This is a genomic window from Streptomyces sp. NPDC047085 (assembly GCF_040643735.1).
Taxonomy (GTDB): domain Bacteria; phylum Actinomycetota; class Actinomycetes; order Streptomycetales; family Streptomycetaceae; genus Streptomyces.
Genome location: NZ_JBEYUW010000002.1, coordinates 706,477 through 731,845 on the forward strand (window position 1 = coordinate 706,477; position 25,369 = coordinate 731,845).

At 72.7% G+C, this 25,369-nt stretch carries 20 protein-coding genes; 5 read left to right on the top strand and 15 right to left on the bottom strand.

Annotated features, from left to right (window positions below):
• The first annotated feature begins 64 nt into the window (after nucleotides 1-64).
• On the top strand, nucleotides 65-1,735 hold the full coding sequence (locus ABZ865_RS08805) for a hypothetical protein (protein WP_361226061.1): 1,671 nt from the start codon (nucleotides 65-67) through the stop codon (nucleotides 1,733-1,735).
• 131 nt (nucleotides 1,736-1,866) lie between these two features.
• Here the strand turns inward: ABZ865_RS08805 and ABZ865_RS08810 are convergent, their stop codons facing one another.
• Together ABZ865_RS08810 and ABZ865_RS08815 are read right to left on the bottom strand one after the other, a co-directional pair.
• A complete protein-coding gene (locus ABZ865_RS08810) occupies nucleotides 1,867-2,742 on the bottom strand; it encodes a methylenetetrahydrofolate reductase (protein ID WP_361226064.1) in 876 nt (291 codons plus the stop codon).
• A gap of 77 nt (nucleotides 2,743-2,819) precedes the next feature.
• Nucleotides 2,820-3,299, bottom strand: coding sequence for a diadenosine tetraphosphate hydrolase (locus tag ABZ865_RS08815; RefSeq protein ID WP_361226067.1), 480 nt, complete (start codon nucleotides 3,297-3,299; stop codon nucleotides 2,820-2,822).
• Between the two features lie 134 nt (nucleotides 3,300-3,433).
• Between ABZ865_RS08815 and ABZ865_RS08820 the strand changes: the two genes are divergently transcribed.
• Nucleotides 3,434-4,165 carry a hypothetical protein gene (locus ABZ865_RS08820; protein ID WP_361226070.1) on the top strand — a complete coding sequence of 244 codons (732 nt, stop codon included), beginning with the start codon at nucleotides 3,434-3,436 and terminating at the stop codon, nucleotides 4,163-4,165.
• Nucleotides 4,166-4,360: 195 nt separating this feature from the next.
• Here the strand turns inward: ABZ865_RS08820 and ABZ865_RS08825 are convergent, their stop codons facing one another.
• The 5 genes from ABZ865_RS08825 to ABZ865_RS08845 form a co-directional block, all read right to left on the bottom strand.
• Nucleotides 4,361-4,870 carry an O-acetyl-ADP-ribose deacetylase gene (locus ABZ865_RS08825; protein ID WP_361226073.1) on the bottom strand — a complete coding sequence of 170 codons (510 nt, stop codon included), beginning with the start codon at nucleotides 4,868-4,870 and terminating at the stop codon, nucleotides 4,361-4,363.
• A complete protein-coding gene (locus ABZ865_RS08830; RefSeq protein WP_361226076.1) occupies nucleotides 4,867-6,285 on the bottom strand; it encodes an NAD(P)/FAD-dependent oxidoreductase in 1,419 nt (472 codons plus the stop codon). The genes ABZ865_RS08825 and ABZ865_RS08830 overlap by 4 nt, the downstream gene beginning before the upstream one ends.
• A 78-nt stretch (nucleotides 6,286-6,363) precedes the next feature.
• Nucleotides 6,364-7,236, bottom strand: a complete 873-nt coding sequence (locus ABZ865_RS08835) for an inositol monophosphatase family protein (RefSeq protein WP_361226079.1) — start codon at nucleotides 7,234-7,236, stop codon at nucleotides 6,364-6,366.
• A gap of 890 nt (nucleotides 7,237-8,126) precedes the next feature.
• Entirely contained in the window at nucleotides 8,127-9,962 is a 1,836-nt protein-coding gene (locus tag ABZ865_RS08840; RefSeq protein ID WP_361226082.1) for a gamma-glutamyltransferase, read from the bottom strand.
• Between the two features lie 92 nt (nucleotides 9,963-10,054).
• Nucleotides 10,055-11,464, bottom strand: coding sequence for a DUF3533 domain-containing protein (locus ABZ865_RS08845; RefSeq protein ID WP_361226085.1), 1,410 nt, complete (start codon nucleotides 11,462-11,464; stop codon nucleotides 10,055-10,057).
• Nucleotides 11,465-11,707: 243 nt separating this feature from the next.
• On the opposite strand from ABZ865_RS08845, the gene ABZ865_RS08850 reads away from it, so the two are divergent.
• From ABZ865_RS08850 to ABZ865_RS08860, 3 genes are all read left to right on the top strand, one after another.
• Nucleotides 11,708-12,394, top strand: a complete 687-nt coding sequence (locus ABZ865_RS08850) for a MerR family transcriptional regulator (RefSeq protein WP_361226088.1) — start codon at nucleotides 11,708-11,710, stop codon at nucleotides 12,392-12,394.
• A 23-nt stretch (nucleotides 12,395-12,417) separates the two neighbouring features.
• Complete coding sequence (locus ABZ865_RS08855; protein WP_361226091.1) at nucleotides 12,418-13,323, top strand: PfkB family carbohydrate kinase; 906 nt, start codon at nucleotides 12,418-12,420, stop codon at nucleotides 13,321-13,323.
• A gap of 221 nt (nucleotides 13,324-13,544) precedes the next feature.
• A complete protein-coding gene (locus tag ABZ865_RS08860) occupies nucleotides 13,545-14,210 on the top strand; it encodes a hypothetical protein (protein WP_361226093.1) in 666 nt (221 codons plus the stop codon).
• Between the two features lie 104 nt (nucleotides 14,211-14,314).
• On the opposite strand, the gene ABZ865_RS08865 is transcribed toward ABZ865_RS08860, so the two are convergent.
• The 8 genes from ABZ865_RS08865 to ABZ865_RS08900 all read right to left on the bottom strand — a co-directional run bounded on the left by ABZ865_RS08865 (nucleotide 14,315) and on the right by ABZ865_RS08900 (nucleotide 25,270).
• The gene (locus ABZ865_RS08865) at nucleotides 14,315-15,850 is read right to left on the bottom strand and encodes an NCS1 family nucleobase:cation symporter-1 (RefSeq protein ID WP_361226097.1); all 1,536 of its coding nucleotides are present in this window, start codon (nucleotides 15,848-15,850) and stop codon (nucleotides 14,315-14,317) included.
• Nucleotides 15,851-15,996: 146 nt separating this feature from the next.
• Nucleotides 15,997-17,019, bottom strand: a complete 1,023-nt coding sequence (locus ABZ865_RS08870; RefSeq protein ID WP_361226100.1) for a TIGR03842 family LLM class F420-dependent oxidoreductase — start codon at nucleotides 17,017-17,019, stop codon at nucleotides 15,997-15,999.
• Nucleotides 17,020-17,030: 11 nt separating this feature from the next.
• Nucleotides 17,031-18,434 carry a dihydropyrimidinase gene (gene hydA, locus ABZ865_RS08875; protein WP_361226103.1) on the bottom strand — a complete coding sequence of 468 codons (1,404 nt, stop codon included), beginning with the start codon at nucleotides 18,432-18,434 and terminating at the stop codon, nucleotides 17,031-17,033.
• Between the two features lie 52 nt (nucleotides 18,435-18,486).
• Nucleotides 18,487-19,329, bottom strand: coding sequence for a nitrilase-related carbon-nitrogen hydrolase (locus ABZ865_RS08880; RefSeq protein ID WP_361226106.1), 843 nt, complete (start codon nucleotides 19,327-19,329; stop codon nucleotides 18,487-18,489).
• A gap of 155 nt (nucleotides 19,330-19,484) precedes the next feature.
• Nucleotides 19,485-21,071: a PucR family transcriptional regulator ligand-binding domain-containing protein gene (locus tag ABZ865_RS08885; protein WP_361226108.1), complete on the bottom strand. Its 1,587-nt coding sequence runs from the start codon at nucleotides 21,069-21,071 to the stop codon at nucleotides 19,485-19,487.
• Nucleotides 21,072-21,306: 235 nt separating this feature from the next.
• Nucleotides 21,307-22,590 carry an aspartate aminotransferase family protein gene (locus tag ABZ865_RS08890; protein ID WP_361226111.1) on the bottom strand — a complete coding sequence of 428 codons (1,284 nt, stop codon included), beginning with the start codon at nucleotides 22,588-22,590 and terminating at the stop codon, nucleotides 21,307-21,309.
• Nucleotides 22,587-23,429: a nitrilase-related carbon-nitrogen hydrolase gene (locus ABZ865_RS08895; protein ID WP_361226114.1), complete on the bottom strand. Its 843-nt coding sequence runs from the start codon at nucleotides 23,427-23,429 to the stop codon at nucleotides 22,587-22,589. The genes ABZ865_RS08890 and ABZ865_RS08895 overlap by 4 nt, the downstream gene beginning before the upstream one ends.
• A gap of 170 nt (nucleotides 23,430-23,599) precedes the next feature.
• Nucleotides 23,600-25,270, bottom strand: coding sequence for a hypothetical protein (locus tag ABZ865_RS08900; protein WP_361226117.1), 1,671 nt, complete (start codon nucleotides 25,268-25,270; stop codon nucleotides 23,600-23,602).
• Nucleotides 25,271-25,369: the final 99 nt, after the last annotated feature.

Genomic DNA, 25,369 nt, shown 5'->3' on the forward strand with positions numbered 1-25,369 from the left:
AGTCCGGAAGGTGCGTGGCGGCGTTTCCGAGGCCGGAGGCGGTCAAGCCACCCTGGACGATGATGTGATCACCGCTGTCACCCTCGCCCGAGGCGGGCAGGCCGCCCTGGACGATGATGTGATCACTGCTGCCACCCTCACCCGAGGCGGGCAGGCCGCCCTGGACGATGATGCGGTTGCCACCGCCGGGCTCACCGAAACCGCCGGGACGCCGACCGACGTTCTCCTGGCTGCCTCCGCCGTTTCCGTCGCCCCCACCATCACCGCCGCCATGGCCACCGCCACCGCTGGGACGGTTGGTGTTCTCCGGGTCACCGCCGCCTTCGCCGCCGCCACCGCCCTCACCACCGTGGCCACCGCCGCCGCTGGGACGGTTGGTGTTCTCCGGATCGCCGCCGCCCTCACCGCCGCCACCGCCACCCTCACCACCACCATGGCCACCACCGCCGCTGGGACGGTTGGTGTTCTCCGGGTCACCGCCGCCTTCGCCGCCACCGCCACCCTCACCACCACCATGGCCACCGCCACCGCTGGGACGATTGGTGTTCTCCGGGTCACCGCCGCCTTCGCCGCCGCCGCCACCCTCACCGCCGCCATGGCCACCACCGCCACTCGGACGATTGGTGTTCTCCGGGTCACCGCCGCCCTCACCACCACCGCCGCCAGCGCCGCCTCCGCTGTCACCGCCGCCGTCGCCGCCGTCGCGGTCGTAGATGCCTCCGTGGCCGAAGTGGCCGGCGTCGCCGCCTTCCCCGCCTACGCCGCCGAAGCCACCGTCCCCACCGGCACCGCCGAAGCCGCCGTGCCCTCCGAGGTCGCCGAACCCACCACCGGAACCGGCACCGCCGTCACCGAAGCCGCCGCCGAAGCCGCCTTCACCGAAGCCACCGTCGCCGAAGCCGCCCGTGCCCAGGCCGCCCTCACCGAAGCCGCCCTCACCGAACCCACCGGCGCCCAGGCCGCCGTCACCGAACCCACCATCGGCACCGCCGAACCCACCGTCGGCACCGCCAATCCCGCCGAACCCGCCGTCGGCACCGCCGCCGAACCCGCCGAAGTCCCCTTCGGTACCCCCGCCGAACCCGCCGAGGTCCGCGCCCGCGCCCTCGTTGCCCGCGCCCTCGTGGCCGTACTCGCCGAACCCGCCGAAGTCACCGAAGTCACCGAACTCGCCCGGTCCGCCCGGCGCTTCGGCCGGAGAACGGTCCAGCAGCGGGCCGCCGAGCAGACTGTGGGAGTCGGCCGACGCGGTGTCGAGGCCGCCGACGCCCTCGTGGCCCTCGGCAGGAGCGGCCAGGTCCGAGGGGTGGTCGGCGGCGACGTGATCCGCGGGAGCGGCGTGGTCGGCCGTGACGTCGTGGTGCGCCAGCGCATGCGCCGCGCTGCCGAAGAACAGGGAGGACTTGGACAGGCGGGGGTCGAGTGCGGCCGGTCCCCCGTCGGTGCCGGACTCGACACGGAGGGAGCGGAGTTCGGTGACCTGCGCGGGGGTCAGGCCCAGTCTTCGTGCCACCTCGTCGGTGTCGCCGTCGAGTTCGGCCCGGAAGTCCGGGTCGACGGCCAGCCGGGTCAGGGCAGCGCGATAGGCGTCGTCGGTCATGGTTCGGTCTCCGTCGGTCTGCGGGCAATTGATGCCGATCGCGGCGGAGTCGAGGATCCCCCTGGTCGGCGGCACCTGCCATTTCCGGCCATCCCCGCCGATACCTGCAGGAGACGTTATAGAGCCCTGGCATGAGCAGCGCAAGAGCAGCGAGCAGGGCGGTTGGCGGTCCCGGGGCCCCGGCCGGGATCGCGGGCCCGCCGATCAGATACGGCCACCGACCCACCGGCACGCCGTCGAAATATCGGACAGCGGGGGACGGCCCGTCAGCCTTCTCGCTCTCCCCGCCGGAAGCGGGCGGCCCACTCCGCGGTCGTCCGCAGCCCGCCGAAGGTGTAGAAGTGCACCTTCACGACGCCGTGCCGCGCCGGGTCGTAGCGGTCGGCGAGCGCGTGCAGGAAGCGGTCCGGGCCGGTCGTACCCATGAGGTTCGTCAGCGAGAAGCCGTACTTGCGGGCGACGGACGCGCTGGTGGCGACGCCGAAGCGGGCGGCGTAACCGAGCAGCCGGCGCACACCGGCCGGGCCGGGCACGCCTATGCGGACGGGCAGGTGCACCCCGCGGGCGCGGGCGGCCTCCAGCCAGGCGAGGACCGGGTCGACGTCGAAGCCGAACTGGGTGATCACGTCGCCCGCGAGATCCTCGGCGCCGAGGGCCGCGGTCTTGTCGGTGAGCGCCGACCACAGCGTGCGGTCGGTGATGGCGGGGTGCCCCTCCGGGTAGCCGCTGACGCCGATGTGCCGGACGCCGTGGCGCTGGAGCAGCCCGGTACGGATGACGGAGAGCGCGTCCGCGTAGGGGCCCTCGGGGCGGGCGGGGTCGCCGCCGACCACGAACACGTTCTCGGCGGTGCCGTCGGCAGCGAGCCCGGCCAGGAACTCCTCCAGGTGGTCCCGCGAGGGCAGCCGGCGGGCGGAGATGTGCGGCACGGGGACGAAACCGAGCCGCTTGACCGCGCGGGCGGCGGCCAGCCGCATGCCGAGGTCCTCGCCCGCGAGGAAGGTGACGTTGATCCGCGTGCCCCGGGGGATGCTGTCGCGCGCCTCCTCCAGTTTCGGCACGTCCTTGCCGGTCATCTCCAGGGAGAAGTCGTCCAGCAGGGAGGTGCCGACCGCCGGCGGGGCGGTGAGGGCGGCGTTCATCGGACTCCAGGGTGCGGCTGCGGTCGTGCTCCGGCCGATGATGCCATGCGCGTGCCGCTCCCCCGTCGGCCAGGGGTTCACGCCCCGGCCGGGTGCCTGTCGAGTTCCGCCGCGATCGCCTGCCGCAGCTCGTCGTGGCGCGGGCCCAGGGCGTGCCGTTCGTCGCTCCAGCTGTCCCGCGGATACAGCCAGACCGGCAGGGCGACCAGCTCGGCCGGCTCCCACTCGTAGCGGGGCCAGACGTGGGCGTGCAGGAACGGGTCCGTGTTGCCGAGGATCTCCAGGTTGACCCGGCGGAACGCGGGGTCGAGGCGGCGGCAGGCCCGTTCCACGGCTTCGCCGAGCCGGTCCATGTCGGACAGGAACGCCAGCCGCTTGGCCCTGGGCAGGTCGGACAGCCGCTGCACGCCCGGTTCGTCCGCGAGGAGCACCGAGTAGCCGGGCAGGAACTGCACGTCGCCGATCACGGCGAATCCCGCCCCGAGCCGGCGCAGCACGGTCGGGTTCTCGCCGCGCAGGGCGGCTCCGATCCGGTCCGCACGCCAGTCGCCGCTCATGTGTCCCCCTTCACCGCTCACGGGCCGGTCTCCCGTGAAGATCGCCAAGCCTACTTCCCACCCCCGCACAACCCATCTTGTGCGCCGATGGTCCACTGGGCATGCCTTCTTCCCAGATACTCAACGGACGTGGAGTGTCCGCCGAGCTCGAGGCCGACCGGATCCGCATCCTGCGGGGCCGGGAGCGTACGGAAATCCCCCTGGCGGCCATACAGGAAGCGCGTGTCGGCGGCGAGCGGGTCGTGGAAGTCGTCCTGACCGACGGCGTGACCCACCGCGTCGAGGGCGGCAACCCGACGGCCACCGCCGCCTTCGTCGCCGCTGTCAACGACGGTCTGCCCGACGAAAGGGAGGCGGACGGCAGCACGCTGGTCCGTACCGAGGCCACGCCGGCCGATCCGGCGCTCCGGTGGATCGGTCTCCTCCTCGCCGCCGTCGCGCTCGGATACATCGGCTTCGTGATCTGGGCCGGCGCGGCTCACGGCGTCGGTGGCGTGGTCCTCGCGCTGATCGCGGGGGTGTGCGCGCTGATCGGCCTGCTCAACCTCATCACCGCCGCGATCGCGACGTTCGACCGGGTGGTGCTGGCCCGTCGCGGCATCACCGTCCGAGCCGTACGGAACGCCGGTACGAACGTGACGCGAGAGGGTGCGCTGTACACCTACACGGGGGCCGACGGCTCCGCGTACTCCCGCCGGTTCAAGCGGAAGACGGCGGGTATCCACGTCGTCTACGACCCGGAGGACCTCTTCCGGGTTCGTGAGACGTTCGCGCTCTTCGAGGTGATCCTGAGGCTCGTCGCCCGCTACGTGGGTGCGCTGTGCTGCCTCGCCTTCGCCAGGGTGGCGTTCTACAGCATCTTCTGACCGGGTCCCCCGGGTGGGTTCGCTCACCTGGACGCCTCCGGCTCCGGTACGGCCGTGTCCTGGCGCGGCCCCCCGGCCGCGGGGAGCGCGGCGGCGCATCGCCCGCCCAGCAGCGAGGCCAGGATCCCGGCGAGCGCGCACTGCAGGGCACCCGGTCCACCAGTTCCAGATCGCAGCGCAGGAAGAGGAAGTCCGTCAGCGGAGCTGCGCGGCGAACGCCTCGTACGCCCGCTCGTCAAAGAGGACGAACCTGACCTCCTCGACCTCCGTCTTCGCGGTTCGTACCGTCTCCACGGCGATGCGGGCCGCGTCCTCCATCGGGTAGCGGTACACGCCGGTGGAGATGGCCGGGAAGGCGACGGTACGGGCGCCCAGTTCGTCGGCGACGCGGAGGGATTCCCGGTAGCAGGAGGCCAGCAGGTCGGAGCGGTCCTCGGAGGCGGACCAGACCGGGCCCACGGTGTGGATCACCCAGCGGGCGTCCAGGTCGCCCGCCGTGGTGGCGACCGCCTGGCCGGTGGGCAGGCCCTTGCCGTAGTGGGAGGCGCGCAGGGCACGGCAGTCCTCCAGGATCGCGGGGCCGCCGCGCCGGTGGATGGCGCCGTCGACGCCTCCGCCGCCCAGCAGGGAGGAGTTGGCCGCGTTCACGATGGCGTCGGCGCTCTGCCGGGTGATGTCGCCCTGGACGAGGGTGATGGTGGTCATGCCTGCCTCAGTCTTCTCCAGACGGCCTTGGCCGCGTTGTGCCCCGACATCCCGTGCACACCGGGGCCCGGCGGGGTGGCGGAGGAGCAGATGAAGACCGCCGGGTGGGGGGTGCGGTACGGGAACAGGGACAGTCTGGGGCGCAGGAGGAGCTGGAGCCCGGAGGCCGCGCCGCAGCCGATGTCCCCGCCCACGTAGTTGGCGTTGCGGGCGGCGACCTCGGCCGGGCCGGCCGTGGCGCGGGCGAGGACGCGGTCGCGGAAGCCGGGCGCGTAGCGCTCCAGCTGGCGTTCCATGGCGTCGGTGAGGTCGCCCGTCCAGCCGTTGGGGACGTGGCCGTACGCCCAGAAGACGTGCTTGCCCTCCGGTGCCCGGGTGGGGTCGACGACGCTGGGCTGCACGGTGATCAGGAACGGCCGGTCGGGGGCGCGGCCCTCGCGGGAGGCGGCGCGCAGGGCCCGGCCGATCTCCGCGCGGTTGGCGCCGATCTGCACGGTGCCGGCGACGCGGGCCTCCGGCGCGGTCCACGGGACGGGCCCGTCCAGCGCGTAGTCGATCTTGAAGACGCCGGCGCCGTAGCGGTAGCGGTCGTAGTGACCGCCGAAGCCGGCGATGCGGGCGAGCGCGGTGGGCGAGGTGTCGAAGACGTAGGCGCGCGCGGGCGGCAGGTCGTCCAGGCGCTTGACCTCGTAGTCGGTGTGGATCTGGCCGCCGAGATCCCTGAGGTAGGCGGCGAGGGCGTCGGAGATGGCCTGGGAGCCGCCGCGGGCCACGGGCCAGCCGCGGGCGTGCGCGGCCAGGGCGAAGACCAGGCCGACGGCGCTGGTGGCGAAGCCGCTGAGCGGGGCCATGACGTGGGCGACCAGGCCGGAGAAGAGGGCCTTGAACCGCTCGTCGTGGAAGCGGCTGGTCAGCAGAGTGGAGGGCGGGAGTCCGGCCAGCCCGAAGCGGGCGAGGGTGACCGGGTCGCGGGGCAGCGCGGTCAGCGGCAGGGACATGAAGTCCCGGGCGAGGGCGTCCCACCTGGGCAGGAACGGCGCGACCAGTCTGCGGTAGGCGCCCGCGTCGCGCGGGCCGAAGGAGGCGGCCGTCTCGGCGACGGAGCGGGCCAGCACGGCTGCGCTGCCGTCCGGGAAGGGGTGCGCCATGGGCAGGTCGGGGTGCAGCCACTCCAGGCCGTAGCGCTCCAGGGGAAGGGCACGGAACGCGGGAGAGTTGACGCCGAGGGGGTGGGCGGCCGAGCACGGGTCGTGCCGGAAGCCGGGCAGGGTGAGCCCCTCGGTGCGGGCGCCGCCGCCGACGGTGGAGCGCGCCTCGAACAGGGCGACGGAGAACCCGCGGCGGGCCAGCTCCACGGCGGCCGTCAGTCCGTTCGGCCCCGCACCCACCACGACCGCATCGAGCATCGACGGCACCTTCGGACCCCCTCGTCAGCCGATGGCCACTGGGGATCAGGATATGCCGGGGGACCGACAGTCCCCGGGCCGGGTGCCTCAGACGGCCGTGCGGAGCACCTCGGCGACGCGGCGGGCGGTGGCGGCGTCCCGGGCGGCGGTGAAGGGCAGCGTGTTGCCGCCCGTGATGCGGAACGGTTCACCGGTCATGGTGAGGTCGGCGCCGCCCGCCTCCTGGACCAGCAGCAGGCCCGCCGCGTGATCCCAGGCGGCTTCCCAGCTGAACGCGACGGCGTCCAACTCGCCCCGGGCTATGGCGAGATACTCCAGTCCGGCCGACCCGCAGGGGCGCGGGGCAATGCCGTCGGTCCACAGGGCGCGCAGCGCGCGCTTCTGCTCGTCGGTGGTGAAGTCGGGGTGGGAGGTGGCGACACGGAGGTCCCGGCCGGGCGCGGGCGGGCCGGCGAACAGGCGCTCCCCGTCGAGGAAGGCGCCCTGTCCGCGCACGGCCGTGGCGAACTGGTCGCGGGCGGGGGCGTAGGTCCAGGAGGCGATGACGGAGCCTCGGTACGCGAGCGCGACGAGGGTGCAGAAGCCGTCGTCGCCGTGCACGAACTGCCGGGTGCCGTCGACCGGGTCGATGATCCAGACCGGGGCGTCACCCTGGATCGCGTCGTACGTGGCCGGGTTGGCGTGCACCGCCTCCTCGCCGACCACGACCGAGCCGGGCAGCAGGGCGCCCAGGGTCTCGGTCAGCTGCCGCTCGGCGAGCCGGTCGGCGTCCGTCACCAGGTCGTGCGGTCCGCTCTTCTGGTCCACCTCGTGCGCGGCGAGGCTGCGGAAGCGGGGCAGGATCTCGGTCGCGGCCGCCTTGCGGACCGCCTCTTCCACATCTGCCGAGTGGCGGGCGAGGAACTCTCCCCCAAGGACCTCGTCCAGGGGGGACCTCCACGTCTCGGTGTCGTCGATCATGCCTCCATGAGACCACGCCCGTCTGACAATCCCCGCCTGTGCGGTGGACGACGGATGGAATCGGGATGAAAACCAGGGGCCGGGTGCGGGCCTGGGCCGGGGCCGCCGGGGGCGGGCCTGGGCCGGGGTCGCCGGGGGCGGGTTGGAGCCCGGGTCACGAGGTGCGGGCCGGATCCCGGGTCGCCGGGTGCCGGTCGGAGCCGGAGTCGCCGCGGGCGGCCGAAGCCCGCTTCGCCGGGTGCGGGCCAGATCTCGGGTCGCCGTGGGCGGGAAGGCCGTAGTCGCCAGTGCGGGCCGGGGCCCGCGTCGCCCGGTGCGGGCCAAGGTCGGAGTCGCCGGGGGGTGGAGCCCGGGTCACGAGGCGCCGGCCGGATCCCGGGTCGCCGGGTGCCGGTCGGAGCCGGAGTCGCCGCGGGCGGCCGAAGCCCGCTTCGCCGGGTGCGGGCCAGATCTCGGGTCGCCGTGGGCGGGAAGCCGTAGTCGCCAGTGCGGGCCGGGGCCCGCGTCGCCCGGTGCGGGCCAAGGTCGGAGTCGCCGGGGGGTGGAGCCCGGGTCACGGGGTGCGGGCCGGAACGCAGGTCGCCATGGGCGAGACAAGGCCGGAGTCGCCGGTGCGTCCGGATGCCAACCCGGGTCGCCGGCGGGCGGGCGGGAGCCCGAGTCGCCGGGGGCGGGCCAGGGCCGGAGTTGCCAGTGCGGGCCGGGGTCCGGGTCGCCCGGGGCGGGACAAGGCCGGAGTCGCCCGTGTGGCCGGATCCCGGGTCGCCAGGTGCCGGCCGGAGCCGTAGTCGCCAGGTGCGGGCCCGATCCCGGGTCCCCAGGTATGGGGCAGGGCTGGAGTCGCCGGGGCGGGCCGGGGTTTTGGTCGGCCAGGCGTGGGGGCCGGGTTGTCAGCGGCCTACTGCGTAGCCCTGCATCCCCCGGGGGTTGGCCGCGGCCGACAGGATGCCGGTGTCCGGGTCCCGGGCCACCGCGCACAGCCGGCCTTCCGACCAGGCGGGGCCGACGGTGACGTCGTGGCCGCGGCGGCGCAGTTCCTCGATCACGTCCGCCGGCATGCGGGACTCGACGGTCACGCTGCCGGGGCGGCGGCCGCGCGGGTAGAAGGAGCTGGGGAAGCTGTCGTTGTGCCAGTTCGGGGCGTCCACGGCGCCCTGGAGATCGAGGCCGCCGCGGACCGGGGCGCGCAGGGCGGCAGCGAGGAAGAAGTGCAGCTGCCACTGGTCCTGCTGATCGCCGCCGGGGGTGCCGAACGCCAGCACCGGAACGCCGTCGCGCAGGGCGAGAGACGGGGTGAGGGTGGTGCGGGGGCGGCGGCCCGGGGTGAGGGAGTTGGGCAGGCCCTCCTCCAGCCAGGTCATCTGCAGCCGGGTGCCGAGCGGGAAGCCCAGCTCCGGGACCACCGGGTTGGACTGGAGCCAGCCGCCGCTGGGCGTGGCCGCGATCATGTTGCCCCAGCGGTCGACGACGTCGAGGTGGCAGGTGTCGCCGCGGGTGGTGCCGTCGGCGGCGACCCGGGGCTCGGCGACGGTCGGCTCGCCCACGCCCATCGAGCCCACACCTATCGAGTCCACACCCATCGGGTTGAAGCCGGCCTCGTCGCCGGTGTCCACGCGCGCGTGTGCCTGCGCGGGCAGCCGCGGGACGCGTCCGCCGGGGCCGCCCGGGCGCAGCTCGTACGACGCCTCGGCACCGACGAGGGCGCGCCGCGCGGCGTTGTAGCCGTCCGACAACAGCTCGGCGAGAGGCACCTCGGCGGCGTCGCCGTACCAGGCCTCGCGGTCGGCCATGGCGAGTTTGCAGCCCTCGATCAGCAGGTGGACGTAGTCGGCCGTGCCGGGGGCGGGCAGTTCCGGCGGGAGCAGGGCGAGCTGCTGGAGGAGGGCGGGGCCCTGGCTCCAGGGGCCGGCCTTGCACACGGTCCAGCCGTTCCAGTCGTACGTCACCGGTGTCTCGTACGACGCCGACCAGCCGGCCAGGTCGGACTCGGTGAGCGTGCCGGTGTGCCGTTCGCCGCTGGTGTCCAGGGTGGGCCGCCGGGACTGCTGTAGCAGGGCCTCGGCGATGAAGCCGGAGCGCCACACCTCGCGGGCGGCGTCGATGCGCGCCTCCCGGCCGCCCGCGCCGCCGGTCTCGGCGAGCAGCCGCTTCCAGGTGGCGGCGAGGGCGGGGTTGCGCAGCAGTTCACCGGGCCGGGGTGCCCTGCCGCCGGGCAGGTACACCTCCGCCGACGAGGTCCACTCGGTCTCGAACAGCTTCCGCACGCTCTCCACGGTCGCGCCGACGTTCTCCACGGGTGGGTGCCCGTGTTCGGCGTACCCGATGGCGTACTTCAGCACGTCGTCCAGGGACTTGGTGCCGTGGTCGCGCAGGAGCAGCAGCCAGGCGTCGAAGGCGCCGGGCACGGCGGCCGCGAGCGGTCCGGTGCCGGGTACGAGATCCAGGCCGAGCCCCTTGTAGTGCGTGACCGTGGCGGCGGCCGGGGCCACGCCCTGCCCGCACAGCACGCGCACCTCGCCGCCCGCGGGGGCCAGCAGGATCGGCACCTCGCCGGCGGGCCCGTTCAGGTGCGGCTCCACCACGTGCAGGACGAACGCCCCGGCGACGGCCGCGTCGAAGGCGTTGCCGCCGTCCTCCAGGACCGCCATCGCCGACTGGGAGGCCAGCCAGTGCGTGGAGGACACCATGCCGAAGGTGCCCTGGAGCGTGGGCCGGGTCGTGAACATGCAGCTCTCACCTCGCTGTCGGCCAGGACGCGCGTACGCGTGATCGCCGAGCAGGCTATCGACCGGACCCCGCTCCCGCTGCCCCGCCCGGTTCAGACCGCCGGGACCGGGACGGGGTCCGGTTCCTTCGCGTGCAGCGCGAAGCGGTGCAGGCCCTTGCCGTCGTAGAGGAGGGTGACGGCAAAGCCGAGCACCAGGGCGACGGCGAAGCCGATGCCGGTCATCGTCCAGGCGCGGCCGAGTCCGGCGTCGGTCCGCGCGTCGAAGTAGAGGATGGACCGGACGCCGTCGACCACCTGCCGGAAGGGCTCGAAGGTGGCCAGGAAGCGGTAGAAGGGCGGCAGCGCCTGCAGCGGCACGGTGCCGCCGGCGGACGGGATGGCCAGGCCGATCAGGACCAGCATGGAGACGATCGGGCCAGGCGTGCCGAACGCGGCCAGCAGGGCCAGGGCGGTGAGACCCATCGCGGCCGTGGCGCACGTGCCGAAGATCCACAGCAGCGGCAGGTGGGAGGCGTCGATGCCGATGACGCCCACGGCCGCCGCCATGGCCAGTGCGGACGTCAGCATCGACAGGACGACCATGAGCACCGAGCCGACGGCGAAGTGGCGTACGCGGCTGATGCGCTGGGCGGGCGCGAGGACGCGGTACGGGCCCTTGTCGTTGGCGACGTATCCGAGCGCCGTGTCCACCTGGGTGTGGATCACGTTGGCGCCCAGCATGCCGCCGAGGACGAGCACGAGCGTGTAGAAAAAGGCGCTCAGCCCGAGGCCGCTGTGGTCGCCGAGGTGGTGCCCCTGCCGGACCTCGGCCTTGATCGGATCGGCGATCATCAGCTGCGCGGCGGCGGCACCCGGTGCGGCAGCTCGCTTCTTGGCCTCCTTCTCGGCCTGCTTCTCGGCCCGCATCCCGCCGCCCTGCATCCTGGCCTGCTCCTTGGCCTGCGGTTTCGCCTGCTGGGCGAGCTGCGCGGTGAGCTGCTCGCCCACCTGGGCGGAGGTCTTCCGGACGATCTCGCGGTTGATCTCGGCGGCCATGTTGGAGCCGAAGCTGCCGGCGCCCGGGTTGGTCAGCACCGTCATGGTCGGCGGGTGCGGGTGGCGCTGGGGCGGGCCGGCGAGGGCGGCCACGGAGGCGGAGAAGTCGCGTGGGACGACGAGCGCGCCGAACACCTTGTCGTTGCCCATGAGGTCGTCGGCGGTGCGGCGGTCGACGACCTTCCAGGTGACCTTGCTCTTCAGCTCGGCGGAGCGCGTGATCCGCGCGGTGACCTGCTTGCCGAGGTCGATCCTCCGGCCGGCGACGTGGGTGCCCCTGTCCGCGTCGACCAGGGCGATCGGCAGGTTCTTCATCGAGCCGGCCGGGTTGTCGTTCGCCCCCAGGTAGAGGAGGGAGAGGACGAAGGAGAGCACCCCGAGGATCGCGGCCGACGGCAGCCACAGGCTCTTCCGGCGCAGCAGCCCGCGAGCGCTGGTACGGAGCGCGTGGGCCGGCCTATGCATCACGCCTCCCGAAGCGGGGGGTCTCGGCAGGGGCCTGCTCGGGGCGCCTGGTCTCAGGGGGTCGGGCGACTGGCATGGTGCTCCGGTTTTCGAGGTCGGTCGGACTTTCGAGGTCGGCCGGAAAGCTTCACTTTCCAGCTCGATACTGGCACTATCCAGCAGCGCCCGTCCAACCGGGGACCTGGGAGACTGATCACACACAGACCACACGGAACGCACAGAACCGTTCGAGCGAGTGAGCGCATGAGGATCTCCGACCTGAGCCGCCTGACCGGGACACCGGTGGGGACGATCAAGTACTACTTGCGGGAAGGCCTGCTGCCGCCCGGCCGGCCGCTCGGAGCGACCCTGACCCTGTACGGCGACGAGCACGTCCAGCGCCTGCGCCTGATCCGCGCGCTGACGTCCCGTGGCGGGCTGTCCATCGCGGCCACGCGTGAGATCGTCGCGGCGCTCGACCAGCCCCTCGACCCGCTCGCCACGCTCGGAGTCGTGCACTACGCCCTGCCGACCCCCGTCGACGCCGCGGAGACGGACGCTGTCGACGAGCAGGCACCGCAGGTCGACCGACTGCTGGACGCCATGGGCTGGGACATCTCCGCGGACTCGCCGCACCGCCGCGCGCTCGCCGCGAGCCTCATGGACCTCAACCGCCTCGGCGTCGAGTACAGCACCGAGGAGCTGAGGCCCTACGCCGAACTGGCCGCCTCCGCCGCCAAGCTCGACCTCGACCGGCTGGAGGGCATCGAGGACCGCCTCAAGCTGGCCGAGCACGCGGCCGTCGTCGTCCTGCTCCTCGAACCGGTCCTCGCCGTCCTGCGCCGCCTGGCCCAGGAGGACGAGTCCCGGCGCCGGGAAGTCTGGGCCCGCCCCGCCGACGGAACGGCCCGCCCGCGGCCCACGGCCGAGGGCGGGGAGGCTCCCTCCTGACGGGTGAGAGGTTTCGTACTGCCATGAACACGAACCACAGCGCGCCCTCGGGGCTGTTCGTCGGTCTCGCGACGATCGATGTCATCCACGCCGTCGACCGCATGCCGACGCCGAACGAGAAGGTCGACGCCACCGCGCAGGCCCTGGCGGCCGGAGGGCCCGCGGCCAACGCCGCCGTGACGTTCGCCCACCTGGGCGGCTCCGCCACGCTCGTGACGGCGGTCGGCCGGCACCGGCTCGCCGAGATCATCCGCTCGGATCTCTCCGAACACGGAGTGCGGATCGAGGACGCGAGCCCGCACCGCGACGAGCCGCCGACCGTGGCGTCCATCGCTGTCAGCGGCGGCCACGGAGACCGCGCCGTGATCGCGTACACCTCCGGGGCCGGCGACATCGAGGTGCCGGACGGGCTGGCCGCGCTCGTGGAGCACAGCGATGTGGTCCTGATCGACGGTCACCATCCGCCGCTCGCCCGGGCGGCGGCCGAGGCCGCGCGGCGCCTCGGGCGGCGCACGGTGCTCGACGGCGGCCGCTGGCGTCCCTCGTTCGAGGAGTTGCTGCCGCACGTCGACGTGGCCGTCTGCTCCGCCGACTTCCGCCCGCCCGGCTGTCGTACCGACGCGGATGTCTTCGGCCGTCTCGCGGCGTACGGCGTGCGGTGGACCGCGGTGACGCACGGGGAGGCGCCGATCGCCTGGCGCGGCCCCGGCGCAAGCGGTGAGGTGCCGGCGCCGGCGGTCGAGGTGGTCGACACGCTCGGCGCCGGTGACGTCTTCCACGGTTCCCTCTGCCATCAGTTCGCCTCCCGGACCGGTCCGGAGGACGGTGACTGGTTCACCTCGTGCCTGGCCCGGGCGGCCGTCGACGCGGCGCGGTCCTGCACCTCGTTCGGGAGCCGGACCTGGCTGCGGAACGATGGCGTCGCCTGACCGGCTGCCGTCGGCGGCGGCATGCGGAGCGGGAGGCGCGACCCGAACCCCCGCGACAAGAACACCAAAAGGGACCCTCGGGGCATCTCTCGTGGGCCTGCGTCACCGCGCGGGCACGCAGCGCGTTTTCACTTCCGCCCCACGCGGAGTCGTGTGACACTGTCGTCCCCGTCCACCCTGCGGACCCCCTTCCGCACCCCCTCCCCCACGAGAGCTGCGCCGTGCGTTCTCTTCCTCTGCCGCTCGCCCTCATCGCGCGTCTGACCCCGGTCGCCGTGCTCGCCTGCGCCGGCTGGGCCCTGTCCTCGGGTCCGGCCACGCCGACCGACGCCGCGCACCGGCAGGACGGTCGAACGACCACGAACTCGGCCTCCGAGCCCTCCTCCACCAGCACGTCGAAGACGTTCACCACCGCGCCCGCGCCCTGCACCGGCGTACCCGTGGCGACGGTCAAGTCCCTGGTGCCCGGGGCGAAGACCGAGGGCAAGGAGATCCCCTCGACGGACACCAAGCTGCGCCGCACCTGCTCGTGGAACGCCCTCAAGGGCTACGACTACCGCTGGCTGGACGTCTCCTTCGAGCTCACCGACTCGGACGAGAAGGCGACGAAGGAGTACGAGCAGCGCGTCGCCGACAAGAGCGGCGGCGGCTCGGTCCCGGGGCTCGGCGACGCCGGCTACTCCGTCGTGAACCTCACCACCGAGGACAAGCAGCAGACCCGCGAGGGCATGGTGCTGGCCCGCGTCTCCAACGCCCTGGTCATCGTCACCTACAGCGGCAGCGACTTCGACACGAAGAAGGCCCCCAGCACCGACGAGATCAACAAGGGCGCGATCAAGGCCGCGAAGGGCGCGGTGGCGGCACTGGGGAGCGGCGCGTCCGGCTGACCGGGGGGAGCGCCCATCGGCCGGCCGAGAAGCGCCTCCAGTGGCAGAACGCCGAGGCCCCGGCAGCTCACGGCTGCCGGGGTGTCCCGGGGGGAGGCTCTCCCTCATCCCGTCTGCGCGGGCTCCTGCCTGCGGCCGGTCAGCAGGGTCAGGGTCAGGTAGAGCACCAGGGAGGTGCCGAGGCCCACGGCCCAGCCGTAGTCGGCGAGGGACTTGAGGGCAGGGACGGGGCGGCCGTCGATCAGGGGATGGAAGTCGGCGCCGCCGATGGCGAGGACGCCGCCGACCACGAAGGCGACGACGGCCCGCCAGTTCCAGCCGCCCGAGTACCAGTAGCGGCCGCCCGCGCGGTACAGGTCGGCGAGGACGAGGCGGGTGCGGCGCAGGATCCAGTAGTCGGCGACGAGAATGCCCGCGACCGTGCCGAGCAGGCCGCCGACCAGGCCGAGCCAGGTGAAGATGTAGCCCTGCGGGTCGGAGTACAGCTTCCAGGGGAAGATCAGCACGGCGAGGACGGCGGTGATCAGCGCGCCGGTGCGGAAACTCACCTTGCGGGGCGCGACGTTGGAGAAGTCGAAGGCCGGCGAGACCAGGTTGGCCGCGATGTTCACGGAGAGGGTCGCCACCAGCACGGTGACCAGGGCGTAGAGCAGGCCGACCACGTTGTCCGTCTTGGCGGCGAGCTGGACCGGGTCCCAGACGGGCTGGCCGTACACCGCCTGCGAGCCGGAGGTGACGAGCACGGAGAGGAAGGCGAAGAGGGTCATCGTGGTCGGCAGGCCGAGGGCCTGGCCCCAGGTCTGGGCCTTCTGGCTCTTGCCGTAGCGGGTGAAGTCGGGGATGTTCAGCGACAGCGTCGACCAGAAGCCGATCATGCCCATGAGGGACGGCCAGAACAGCTTCCAGAAGTCGCCGCCCCAGCCGAGCTTGGACGGCTGGTCGAACAGCGGGCCGACGCCGCCGGCCTTGCTGCTCATCCACCACAGCATCACGAAGGCGCCGACGAGCACGAACGGCGCGGCCCAGTTCTCGAACCGGCGGATGGTCTCCATGCCCCGGTAGATGATGGCGAGCTGGATGGCCCAGAAGATCGCGAACGACAGCCACATGGTCCAGGCGTAGCCGCCGATGTGCGAGGCGTTCGACCAGCTGCCGCCGATCAGCTTCCCGGCGAGGAAGTAGATGGCCTCGCCGCCGATCCAGGTCTGGATGCCGAACCAGCCGCACGCCACCAACGCCCGTACGACAGCGGGGAGGTTGGCGCCACGCACCCCGAAGGAGGCGCGGGCGAAGACCGGGAACGGGATGCCGTACTTGGGGCCCGCGTGCCCGGTGAGGAGCATCGGCACGAGCACGATCAGGTTGGCGAGGGCGATGGTGAACACGGCCTGCTTCCAGTCCATGCCCACCGCGATCAGCCCGGACGCCAGGGTCCAGGAGGCCGTGTTGTGGGCCATGCCGACCCACAGCGCGGAGAAGTTGTACGTCGTCCAGGTGCGCTTCGCCACGGGGACGGGGAGCAGGTCCTCGTTGGCGTAGGGGCCGCTGGGCCCCGGCGAACCGGGGGCGATCTCCACCCGGCCGTCGGCGAGGGTGACTTGAGCGGACGGCGGTATGGCCGTGGGAGCGGTGTCGGTCATGAGCAGGCCAATCGAAGTGGGGTGGGACGGGGAGAGGCCGTGCGGTGGCTCCGATGGGGGGTGCGCGTCCCGATGAATCAACACGGTGCGCCCTGGACCCCCTTCCCGGGACGGCGGGAAGGGGGAGATCAACCGGTGTGCTGCGGTCAGGCGTTGACGGCCGGGATCACCGTCGTGCCGTAGGCGTCGATGGTGGCTTCCTGGGCGTCGTGCATGTCGTACACGGCGAACTGGTCGACGCCCAGCTCGCGCAGCGCGTTCAACTTCTCGATGTGCTTCTCGGCCGGTCCGATGACGCAGAACCGGTCGACGATCTCGTCGGGCACGAACGCGGTGTCGGGGTTGTCGGCCCGGCCGTGGTGGGAGTAGTCGTACCCCTCACGGGCCTTGATGTAGTCGGTGAGTTCGTCGGGCACCTGGGCGGAGTGCTCGCCGTACTTGGCGACCAGGTCGGCCACGTGGTTGCCGACCATCCCGCCGAACCACCGGCACTGGTCGCGCGCGTGGGCGAGCGCCTCGGGCGAGTCGTCCTCGGTGACGTAGGCGGGCGCGGCGACGCAGACGGTGATGTCCGACGGATCGCGTCCGGCGGCCACGGCCGCGTCCTTCACGGCCTTGACCATGTACTCGGTGAGATACAGGTCGGACAGCTGGAGGATGAACCCGTCGGCCTCCTCGCCGGTCATCTTGAGCGCCTTGGGGCCGTACGCGGCCATCCACACGGGGAGTTCGGCGCCCGGCCTGATCCAGGGGAACCGGACGACCGTGCCGCCGCCGAGGTCGGCCGACTCGCCCCGGCCGAGGGCGCGGATAACCTTCATGGCCTCGCTGATCCGGGCCAGGGTGTTGGGCTTGCGGCCGGCGACCCGCATGGCGGAGTCGCCGCGGCCGATGCCGCAGACGGTGCGGTTGCCGAACATGTCGTTGAGGGTGGCGAAGGTGGAGGCGGTGACCTCCCAGGTGCGGGTCCCCGGGTTGGTGACCATCGGGCCGACCTTCAACCTGGTGGTGTTCGCCAGGATCTGGCTGTAGATCACGAACGGCTCCTGCCACAGCACGGCGGAGTCGAAGGTCCAGCCGTAGCTGAAGCCGTTGCGCTCGGCCCGTTTCATCAGGCTGATGACGCGGGAGGCCGGCGGGTCGGTCTGCAGGACGAGTCCGAAGTCCATGGGCGCCACTCCTAGTTGAGGTACTGACAGGTGGAGCGCGGGGTGTAGACGCCGTGCCCGGCGTGTCCGGTGTACGCCCGCTCGGTGATGACGGGTTCGCCGCGCGAGAGGACGGTCTCGACCCGGCCGGTGGTCCGCCTGCCCTCGTACGCCGAGTAGTCGACGTTCATGTGATGGGTCTCGGCGGACATGACCTGCTCGGCGTGCGGGTCGTAGATCACGACGTCGGCGTCGGCGCCCGGCGCGATGGTGCCCTTCTTCGGGTACAGGCCGAACATGCGGGCCGGGGTGGCGCAGGCGATCTCGATCCAGCGGCGGCGGGAGATGTGCCCGTCGACGACGGCCTGGTGCAGCAGGTCCATGCGGTTCTCGACGCCGGGCAGACCGTTGGGGATCTTGGAGAAGTCGCCGCGGCCCAGCTCCTTCTGGCCGACGAAGCAGAAGGGGCAGTGGTCGGTGGAGACGACCTGGAGATCGTTGGTGCGCAGGCCCTGCCAGAGCTTGGCCTGGTGCTCCTTGGGCCGCAGGGGCGTACTGCACACGTACTTGGCACCTTCGAAGTCGGGCTCGGCAAGGTTGTCGGTGGACAGGAACAGGTACTGCGGGCAGGTCTCGCCGAAGACGTTCAGCCCCTCGTCCCGCGCCCGCGCCAGCTCGGCGACCGCTTCCATGGCCGAGACGTGCACGACGTACAGGGGCGCGCCGGCGACCTGGGCGAGCCGGATGGCGCGGTGGGTGGCCTCGGCCTCCAGCAGGGCCTTGCGGACCTCGCCGTGGTAGCGGGGGTCGGTCTCGCCCCGGGCCAGCGCCTGCTCCACGAGGACGTCGATCGCGATGCCGTTCTCGGCGTGCATCATGATCAGGCCGCCGTTCTCGGCGGAGCGCTGCATGGCGCGCAGGATCTGGCCGTCGTCGGAGTAGAAGACGCCCGGGTACGCCATGAACTGCTTGAACGAGGTCACGCCCTCCTCGATCAGCAGGTCCATCTCCTTGAGCGTCTCGTCGTTCACATCGGAGACGATCATGTGGAAGGCGTAGTCGATCGCGCAGTTGCCCTCGGCCTTGGCGTGCCAGGTGTCCAGGCCCTCGCGCAGGGTGTGTCCGACGCTCTGCACCGCGAAGTCGACGATCGTGGTCGTCCCGCCCCAGGCGGCGGCCCGGGTGCCGGTCTCGAAGGTGTCGGAGGCGAAGGTGCCGCCGAACGGCAGCTCCATGTGCGTGTGGGCGTCGACGCCGCCCGGGATGACGTACTTCCCGGTGGCGTCGATGACCCGCTCGGCGCCGAACGCCTCGGCGGCGGGCGTGCCGGTGGCGGCGAGGGCGGCGATGCGGCCGTCCTCGATCAGGACGTCGGCGTGGATCTCGTCGGACGCGGTGATGACGAGACCACCGCGGATGACGGTACGGCTGCTCACGGGGTTCCCTCTCCTCCCGGGGTGGACGGTGCGGTCGGTGCGATCAGGTCGATCAGGGCGCGGTCAGCGGCGTGTACGCCCCCGGCGCCCGGTCGCGGTAGAACTGCCAGCGGTCCCGGACCTCGCGCAGCTTGGCCAGGTCGAGGTCGCGCACGACGAGTTCGGTCTCCTTGTCGCTCGCCACCTCGCCGACGAACTGGGCCTCCGGGTCCACGAAGTAGGTCGTGCCGTAGAAGTCGTTGTCGCCCAGGTCCTCCACGCCGACCCGGTTGATCGCGCCGACGAAGTACTCGTTGGCGACGGCTGCCGCCGGCTGCTCCAGCTGCCACAGGTAGCGGGACAGGCCCCGGGAGGTGGCCGAGGGGTTGAAGACGATCTCGGCACCGGCCAGGCCCAACGCCCGCCAGCCTTCCGGGAAGTGGCGGTCGTAGCAGATGTAGACGCCGATCCGGCCCACGGCCGTGTCGAAGACGGGCCAGCCGCTGTTGCCCGGGCGGAAGTAGAACTTCTCCCAGAATCCCTGGACCTGGGGGATGTGGGTCTTGCGGTACTTGCCGAGGTAGGAACCGTCCGCGTCGATCACGGCGGCGGTGTTGTAGAGGACGCCCGGCTGCTCCTCCTCGTACATGGGCAGGACGAGGACGAGGCCCAGTTCCCGCGCGAGGGCCCGGAAGCGCTGGACGGTCGGGCCGTCCGGGATCCGCTCGGCGTACTCGTAGAAGGCCTTGTCCTGGACCTGGCAGAAGTAGGGGCCGTAGAACAGCTCCTGGAAGCAGAGGACTTGGGCGCCCTGTGCGGCCGCGTCGCGCGCCGCCTGCTCGTGGACCTGGATCATGGATTCCTTGTCGCCGGTCCAGGCGGTCTGGAAGAGGGCGGCACGGATCACTCGGCTCATCGGGACCTCCGGTAGCTGGGTGTGCGGTGAGCCTAGGAAGTCCGGCGGCGCCGGTTGAGTGGCAGCGTGTCACGTCCCCGGGCCGTGGGCGTGCCACCGTGTCACGCGTCGCCGAGCCCATGTTTCACCACCGTTTTCCCAGGTCGTGGCATGTTTCACCCCTGTTGCGCGTCGTGCGCGAGGAGCGCGATGTGGACGGAGGCCGCCTGCTCGAAGTCGTCGAGGTCGACGCCCAGCCGTGCCTGTATCGCCTCCAGGCGGCGGTAGAGGGCGGGCCGGGAGACGTGGTGGAGCTGGGCGGTACGGGACTTGTTGCGCCCGGTCGCCAGGTAGGTGCGCAGCACGTTGAACAGCTCCGGGTCGGCCTCGCACAGCAGCCCGTCCAACTCGCGCTCGGCGAAGGACTGCACGTGCGGGTCGTCGCGCAACAGCCGGATCAGTCCCCGCAGATGCACGTCCCGCAGCCGTACGACGGGCGGCAGGTCGAGGACGGCGGACGAGTCGGCCACGGCGTCGGCGACGTGCCGTGCCTCGCGCAGCCCGGCCGGCACGTCGTCCCAGTCGGTACGGGGATCGGCGGCGGCGACCACCGTGTGCGGCGCCCCGGTCTGGGTGCGCAGCCGCGCCGCGAAGTGCGCCGTCAGGGCCTCGGCCTGCTGGTCGCGGGCGAGGCTGAGCAGCACGGCGGTGGCCTCCTCGGCCAGCTCGGCCACCAGCCCGGACAGCCCCAGCACCCGCAGTGTCCGCTCCAGTTGTCCCGGATCACCGCCCGGGACGACGAGGGGCACGAAGGTCCGCCGGTTCACCGGCAGCCCGGCCGCGCGCGCCCGGGGCAGCAGCTGCCGGGCCGGTACGACGCCGGAGACGAGGTCGGTCAGCAGGCCCTGCGCGGACTGCTCCTCCCAGGTGTGGGCGGAGCCGCCACCGAGCATGCGGTGCAGGACGAGGGCCTCGGCGGCCCGGTCGGCGAGCAGCCTCCCGGTCGCCGTCTCGCCCCGGTACCCGCACAGCAGCAGCCGGCCCCAGTGCTCCCCGCGCCCGCCCAGCTCGGCGCGGATCCAGCCGTCGCCCTCGCCGCCGCCGGCCTGCCGGGCGATGCGCTCCCAGTCGCGCAGCACGTCGTCCACCGCGGACCGCTCCCCCGCCGTGGCGAGGACGCGGTGGGCGAGGTTGGTGACGACGACCGGGCAGCCGCTGTGCTGGGCGACCTCGTCGAGCAGCCGCTGCAGCGGAGCGCCCGCGGTGATCAGGCCGGTGAGCGCCGTCCGTACGGTCTCCGACAGGCTGACGGCGGCGAACTTCCGCCGCACCAGCCGGGACTGGACCTCCTCCGTCAGCTCGGCGAAGGGGAAGGGCCGGTGCAGGACGACCAGGGGCAGCCCGCACCGCTCGGCGGCCCGGCGCATCACCTCGGGCGGCGCCGGGAACGCCCGGCCGAGCCCGAGGACGACGGCTGCGGCCTCCGCCCGGTACAGGGACTGGATGTACTCGGCCTGCTTGGCCTCGTCACCGGCGAGCAGCACACCGGTGGTGAGCACCATCTCGCCGCCGCTGAGCATCACACCGACGTCGGCGGCCTCGGCGACGTGCACCCAGCGCACCGGCCGGTCGAGCTGCCCGGCCCCGGCCACCACCTCGGGCTCCCCGGCCTGCACGCGCTCCAGGGTGAGCACCTGCCGGACCGAGAGGGCGGGTTCGAGCGGCGGCGGGGCGGCCGGGCGGGACTCCGAGGTGGTGGTCATGGCCGTGGACCTCGTTCTCTCGTACGTGTTCCCTGACGGCGCGTGTTGCCTAGGACCTGTCTTCCGGATCTTGCCGGAGTCGCGGGCCCTGGCACGCACATCTGCGGCGTTGTCGTCACTCGCCGACGCTCCGCGTCGACTCCCTCCTCCGCCTTGCAGCTGCACGCACCAGACCCCGCTCGGCTCCGCCAGGAAGCTCGGTCGGCACGAGCCGGCCTGATCCGGAAGACAGGCCCTAGTACGCGCTCCTCAACGCGTGTTCGAGGATCGCCGCGCCCTCCTCCGCCTCCGCGACCGTCAACGACAGCGGCGGGGCGATGCGCAGAGCACTCGTGTCATGGCCGCCGCCCTTGCCGACGAGCAGGCCGCCTTCGCGGGCCGCCTCCAGGACGGCCGACGCCGCCTGCGGATCGGCCTCGTCCGTCCCGGGTTTGACCAGCTCGACACCGATCATCAGTCCGCGCCCGCGCACCTCCCGCACGCCCGGCAGCTGGGCGGCGACGGCGCGGAGCCGTTCGATGAGCAGTCCGCCGACCCGCCGGGCGTTGCCCTGGAGGTCGTGTTCCACGAGGTAGGCGAGGTTGGCGAGGCCGCCGGCCATGGTGATCTGGGTGCCGCCGAACGTCGAGATGCTGTTGGCGTCCAGGCAGTTCATGATCTCGGCGCGGGCGATCACCCCGCCGATGGACATGCCGTTGCCGATGCCCTTGGCGAAGGTGACGATGTCCGGCGGGCCGTTCCGGTCGTGCGCCTGCCAGCCCCAGAAGTGGTCGCCGGTGCGGCCCCAGCCTGTCTGCACCTCGTCGGCGATCCACAGGATCCCGTGGGCGTTCAGCACCTCGCGGAAGGCCGCGTACAGTCCGTCGGGGGGCGAGGTGAAGCCGCCGACACCCTGGATGGGTTCGGCGATCAGCGCGGCGGGGGGCCGGGTCTGGCCGACGATGTCCTTCAGGTCCGCCACGCAGGCGTCGACGAAGGCACGGTCGTCGAGGTCGGCGAAGGGGCCCCGGGTGCGGACGCCGCCGTGGACGTACAGGGTCTGCAGCGGGGACAGGGAGGTCGGGGACCAGCCGCGGTTGCCGGTGATGCCGACCGCGCTGAAGGAGCGGCCGTGGTAGCTGTTGCGCATGGCCAGGACCGTGTTGCTGCGCCGGTAGGTGGTGGCGAGCAGCAGCGCGGTGTCGTTGGCCTCCGTGCCGGAGGTGGTGAAGAAGACCCGGGCGTCCGGGATGCCGCTCAACTGGGCGATGCGCTCGGCCAGTTCGACCATCGGCCGGTTGAGGTAGAGGGTCGAGGAGTGGATGATCCGGCCGGCCTGCTCACTGACCGCCTTGGTCACCTCGGGCAGGGCGTGCGCGGTCATGGTGGTGAGGATGCCGCCGAAGAAGTCCAGGTAGCGGTTGCCCGCGGAGTCCCAGACGTACCGGCCCTCGCCGTGGGTGATCTCCAGCGGCGTCTCGTAGTAGAGGGCGAGCCAGTCGGGCAGGACCCTGCGGTGGCGGTCGAAGAGGTCGTTCACGGCTGCACCAGCCCTTCGTAGGCGTCGGGGCGGCGGTCGCGGTAGAAGGCCCACTGCTGCCGCACTTCCTCGATGAGGTCGAAGTCCAGGTCGCGGACGAGGAGTTCCTCGGCCTTGTCGCTGGCGACGTCGCCGACGAACTGTCCGCGCGGGTCGACGAAGTACGAGGTGCCGTAGAAGTCGTTGTCCCCGTACTCCTCCTGGCCCACCCGGTTGATGGCGGCGACGAAGTACTCGTTGGCGACTGCCGCGGCGGGCTGCTCCAGCTGCCACAGGTACGAGGACAGGCCTCGATGCGTGGCGGACGGGTTGTAGACCAACTGTGCGCCGTTCAGCCCTAGTTGCCGCCAGCCCTCCGGGAAGTGCCGGTCGTAGCAGATGTAGACGCCCACCTTGCCGACGGCCGTGTCGAACACGGGCCATCCCAGGTTGCCGGGTTTGAAGTAGTACTTCTCCCAGAAGCCCTTGACCTGGGGGATGTGGTGCTTGCGGTACTTGCCGAGGTAGCTGCCGTCGGCGTCGATCACGGCGGCGGTGTTGTAGTAGAAGCCGGACTGCTCGACCTCGAAGACCGGTACGACGATCACCATGCCGGTCTCGCGCGCGAGGTCCCGCATCCGGCGCACCGTCGGCCCGTCGGGCACCGGCTCGGCCCAGCGGTAGTGCTCCGGCTCCTGGACCTGGCAGAAGTAGGGGGAGTTGAAGACCTCCTGGAATCCGATGATCTTCGCACCCCGGCGGGCCGCCTCGCGGGCGTGCTCCTCGTGTTTCGCCACCATGGACTCGGTGTCGCCGGTCCACGTGGCCTGGACCAGTGCGGCACGTACGACGTTGGCCATGAGCTGCTCCTTCGACGCGACGTCCGAGCCTCTACGCCCGTAGAAACGGCCCGTAGAGGGACGAAAGTATGCCTCGTGAAGGTCCTTGCCAAGACCATCGTCGTTAACCCGCTGAGTCGATCCCGTTTCGCACTCCTTAGGGTGAGTGCGGGGGCGGACGCGGGGGTTGGTCAGGTGGTGAGGCCGGCGACGCGGAGGGCGTGCACCAGGTCCCAGTGGCGCTCCATGGAGACACCCTGGGCGGCCTCCAGCAGCAGCGGAACCATGCGGTGCGGGTCGGCGGCGGCGCAGCGGGCGGCCTGCTCCGGGGTGCGGACGCGGACGTAGGCGTCCAGCAGGGCCCGCACCTCGCGCGCCCGCCCCTCCCCGTCCAGCCCCAGCACGGCCGCGCCGATCTCCTCGGCCGGCCGGGCCACGCCCTGCCGCAGCATCTGCTGTCCGTCGCCCGCCCTTCCTGCCGCCTCCAGGGCGTCGGCTGCGGCCACCAGCCGGTCGGCCGGCAGCGAGGCGGCCTCCCACAGCAGCGTGGCCCAGTCCGCCCCCAGCCCGGCCCGCTCAAGTCCGTCGGCGAGCAGCGGGAAGCGCCCGGCGGGCCAGTGCGCGGCCTCGACGAGCAGCACATGCGCCTCACCGGTGCGCCCCTCCCCCCGGAGCCGCACCAGTCGCTCCACCACCTCGGCCACGGCCGGCCCCGCCCCGGCATCCGCCGCCTCCACGCGCGGACGCCCCCGCTCGGCCGCCACCTGCGCCCCCGCGAACCGCGCTCCTCGCGGGCTACGACGCCCCTCCCCGGCCGAAGCCCCCGCCTCCGCGCCGCCCACCGGCGGCGTCACGGCCGGCCCCGCCGCGTCCTCGGCCATCCCGGCGAACCGGGCACTCCCCCGACGGCGCTTGCGCGGTTTGCCGGGTGGCGGTGTGGGCGCGGGCGTTTCTTCGGGTGCGGGGGCGTGGCCGGGAGCGGCGCCTGACGAGGGAGACGTGAACGAGCCGTCCTGGGCGGCGGCAGCGGGGCTCCCGACGGCGCGGGGCGCTCCCGGGGCGGTCTGCCCAGGGGTCCGCACGGTTTTGCCCGCACCGTGGGGAGCGCCCGGCCCGGCGGGCCATTCGGCAACGTGAAGAGCATTGCCGGCAGGGCCTCCGGAGGCGAGGGACGTCCCCGGCCCTGCCCCGCGGTCGTCGGCACCCGCCGCTCCGGAGGCGCCGAACGCGTCTCCGCCCGCGCCCCGCAGCCCGGGCGCTCCTCCCGCACTCCCTCCACCGGCCCACTCACCCCTGTCACCCACGTCACGCGTGCCACCCGTGACGCGCGCGTCGCGGACCGGCGCCGCCGCGGTCCTGCGGTCCACCTCGGCGATCCGTGACCGGAGTTCGGCGCAACGGGCGGCGGCGCGTCGCTGGTCGTCCTGGGCCCAGGCGAGGTCGAGGCGCAGGGCCTCGGCGTCCTCCCGGGAGGGTGCCGCGGCGATCAGGCGGTTCAGCCCGGCCTGGCGTTCGACGGCGTAGCGCTGTTCGCGGAGCATGACGTCGAGGTGGTCGCCCAGGGCGTCCCGGGCGCCGGGCCGGGCGTCGTACGCCGAGAGCGCGGCCGTGTGCAGCGCGCGGGCCCGTTCCCGCTCGGCCGTCGCCGCGGCGGTGCCGTACGCCGCCGCGAGATCCTGCAGCAGCGCCTCCAACACGTCCCACGGGGGCATCTCGTCCCCGTCGAGGCAGGCGCGCATGCCGTCCGGGTCGCGCTGCCAGAAGACCGCGCACCAGCCCGAACCCTGATCCAGACGCGCCAGAAGGCCGTCCAGGTAGTTGGCGAACTCCCTTACCCGACCAGGCAGTTGATCCACAGCCATCGACCGACGCTCCCGCCCGACTGTCAGCACTCCGGTCGGTAGGCAACACGAGTTGTGTTACGGCTCGGCTACGCACGGTTTTCGGGAAGTGGGCGAGGT

Bases quoted from the DNA above. Each gene is read 5' to 3' on its own strand.
- ABZ865_RS08880 (WP_361226106.1), bottom strand. From the start codon at position 19,329: ATGAGCCGAGTGATCCGTGCCGCCCTCTTCCAGACCGCCTGGACCGGC.
- ABZ865_RS08885 (WP_361226108.1), bottom strand. From the start codon at position 21,071: ATGACCACCACCTCGGAGTCCCGCCCGGCCGCCCCGCCGCCGCTCGAA.
- ABZ865_RS08845 (WP_361226085.1), bottom strand. From the start codon at position 11,464: ATGCATAGGCCGGCCCACGCGCTCCGTACCAGCGCTCGCGGGCTGCTG.
- ABZ865_RS08850 (WP_361226088.1), top strand. From the start codon at position 11,708: ATGAGGATCTCCGACCTGAGCCGCCTGACCGGGACACCGGTGGGGACG.
- ABZ865_RS08900 (WP_361226117.1), bottom strand. From the start codon at position 25,270: ATGGCTGTGGATCAACTGCCTGGTCGGGTAAGGGAGTTCGCCAACTAC.
- ABZ865_RS08840 (WP_361226082.1), bottom strand. From the start codon at position 9,962: ATGTTCACGACCCGGCCCACGCTCCAGGGCACCTTCGGCATGGTGTCC.
- ABZ865_RS08810 (WP_361226064.1), bottom strand. From the start codon at position 2,742: ATGAACGCCGCCCTCACCGCCCCGCCGGCGGTCGGCACCTCCCTGCTG.
- ABZ865_RS08835 (WP_361226079.1), bottom strand. From the start codon at position 7,236: ATGATCGACGACACCGAGACGTGGAGGTCCCCCCTGGACGAGGTCCTT.
- ABZ865_RS08855 (WP_361226091.1), top strand. From the start codon at position 12,418: ATGAACACGAACCACAGCGCGCCCTCGGGGCTGTTCGTCGGTCTCGCG.
- ABZ865_RS08825 (WP_361226073.1), bottom strand. From the start codon at position 4,870: ATGACCACCATCACCCTCGTCCAGGGCGACATCACCCGGCAGAGCGCC.
- ABZ865_RS08865 (WP_361226097.1), bottom strand. From the start codon at position 15,850: ATGACCGACACCGCTCCCACGGCCATACCGCCGTCCGCTCAAGTCACC.
- ABZ865_RS08895 (WP_361226114.1), bottom strand. From the start codon at position 23,429: ATGGCCAACGTCGTACGTGCCGCACTGGTCCAGGCCACGTGGACCGGC.
- ABZ865_RS08870 (WP_361226100.1), bottom strand. From the start codon at position 17,019: ATGGACTTCGGACTCGTCCTGCAGACCGACCCGCCGGCCTCCCGCGTC.
- ABZ865_RS08815 (WP_361226067.1), bottom strand. From the start codon at position 3,299: ATGAGCGGCGACTGGCGTGCGGACCGGATCGGAGCCGCCCTGCGCGGC.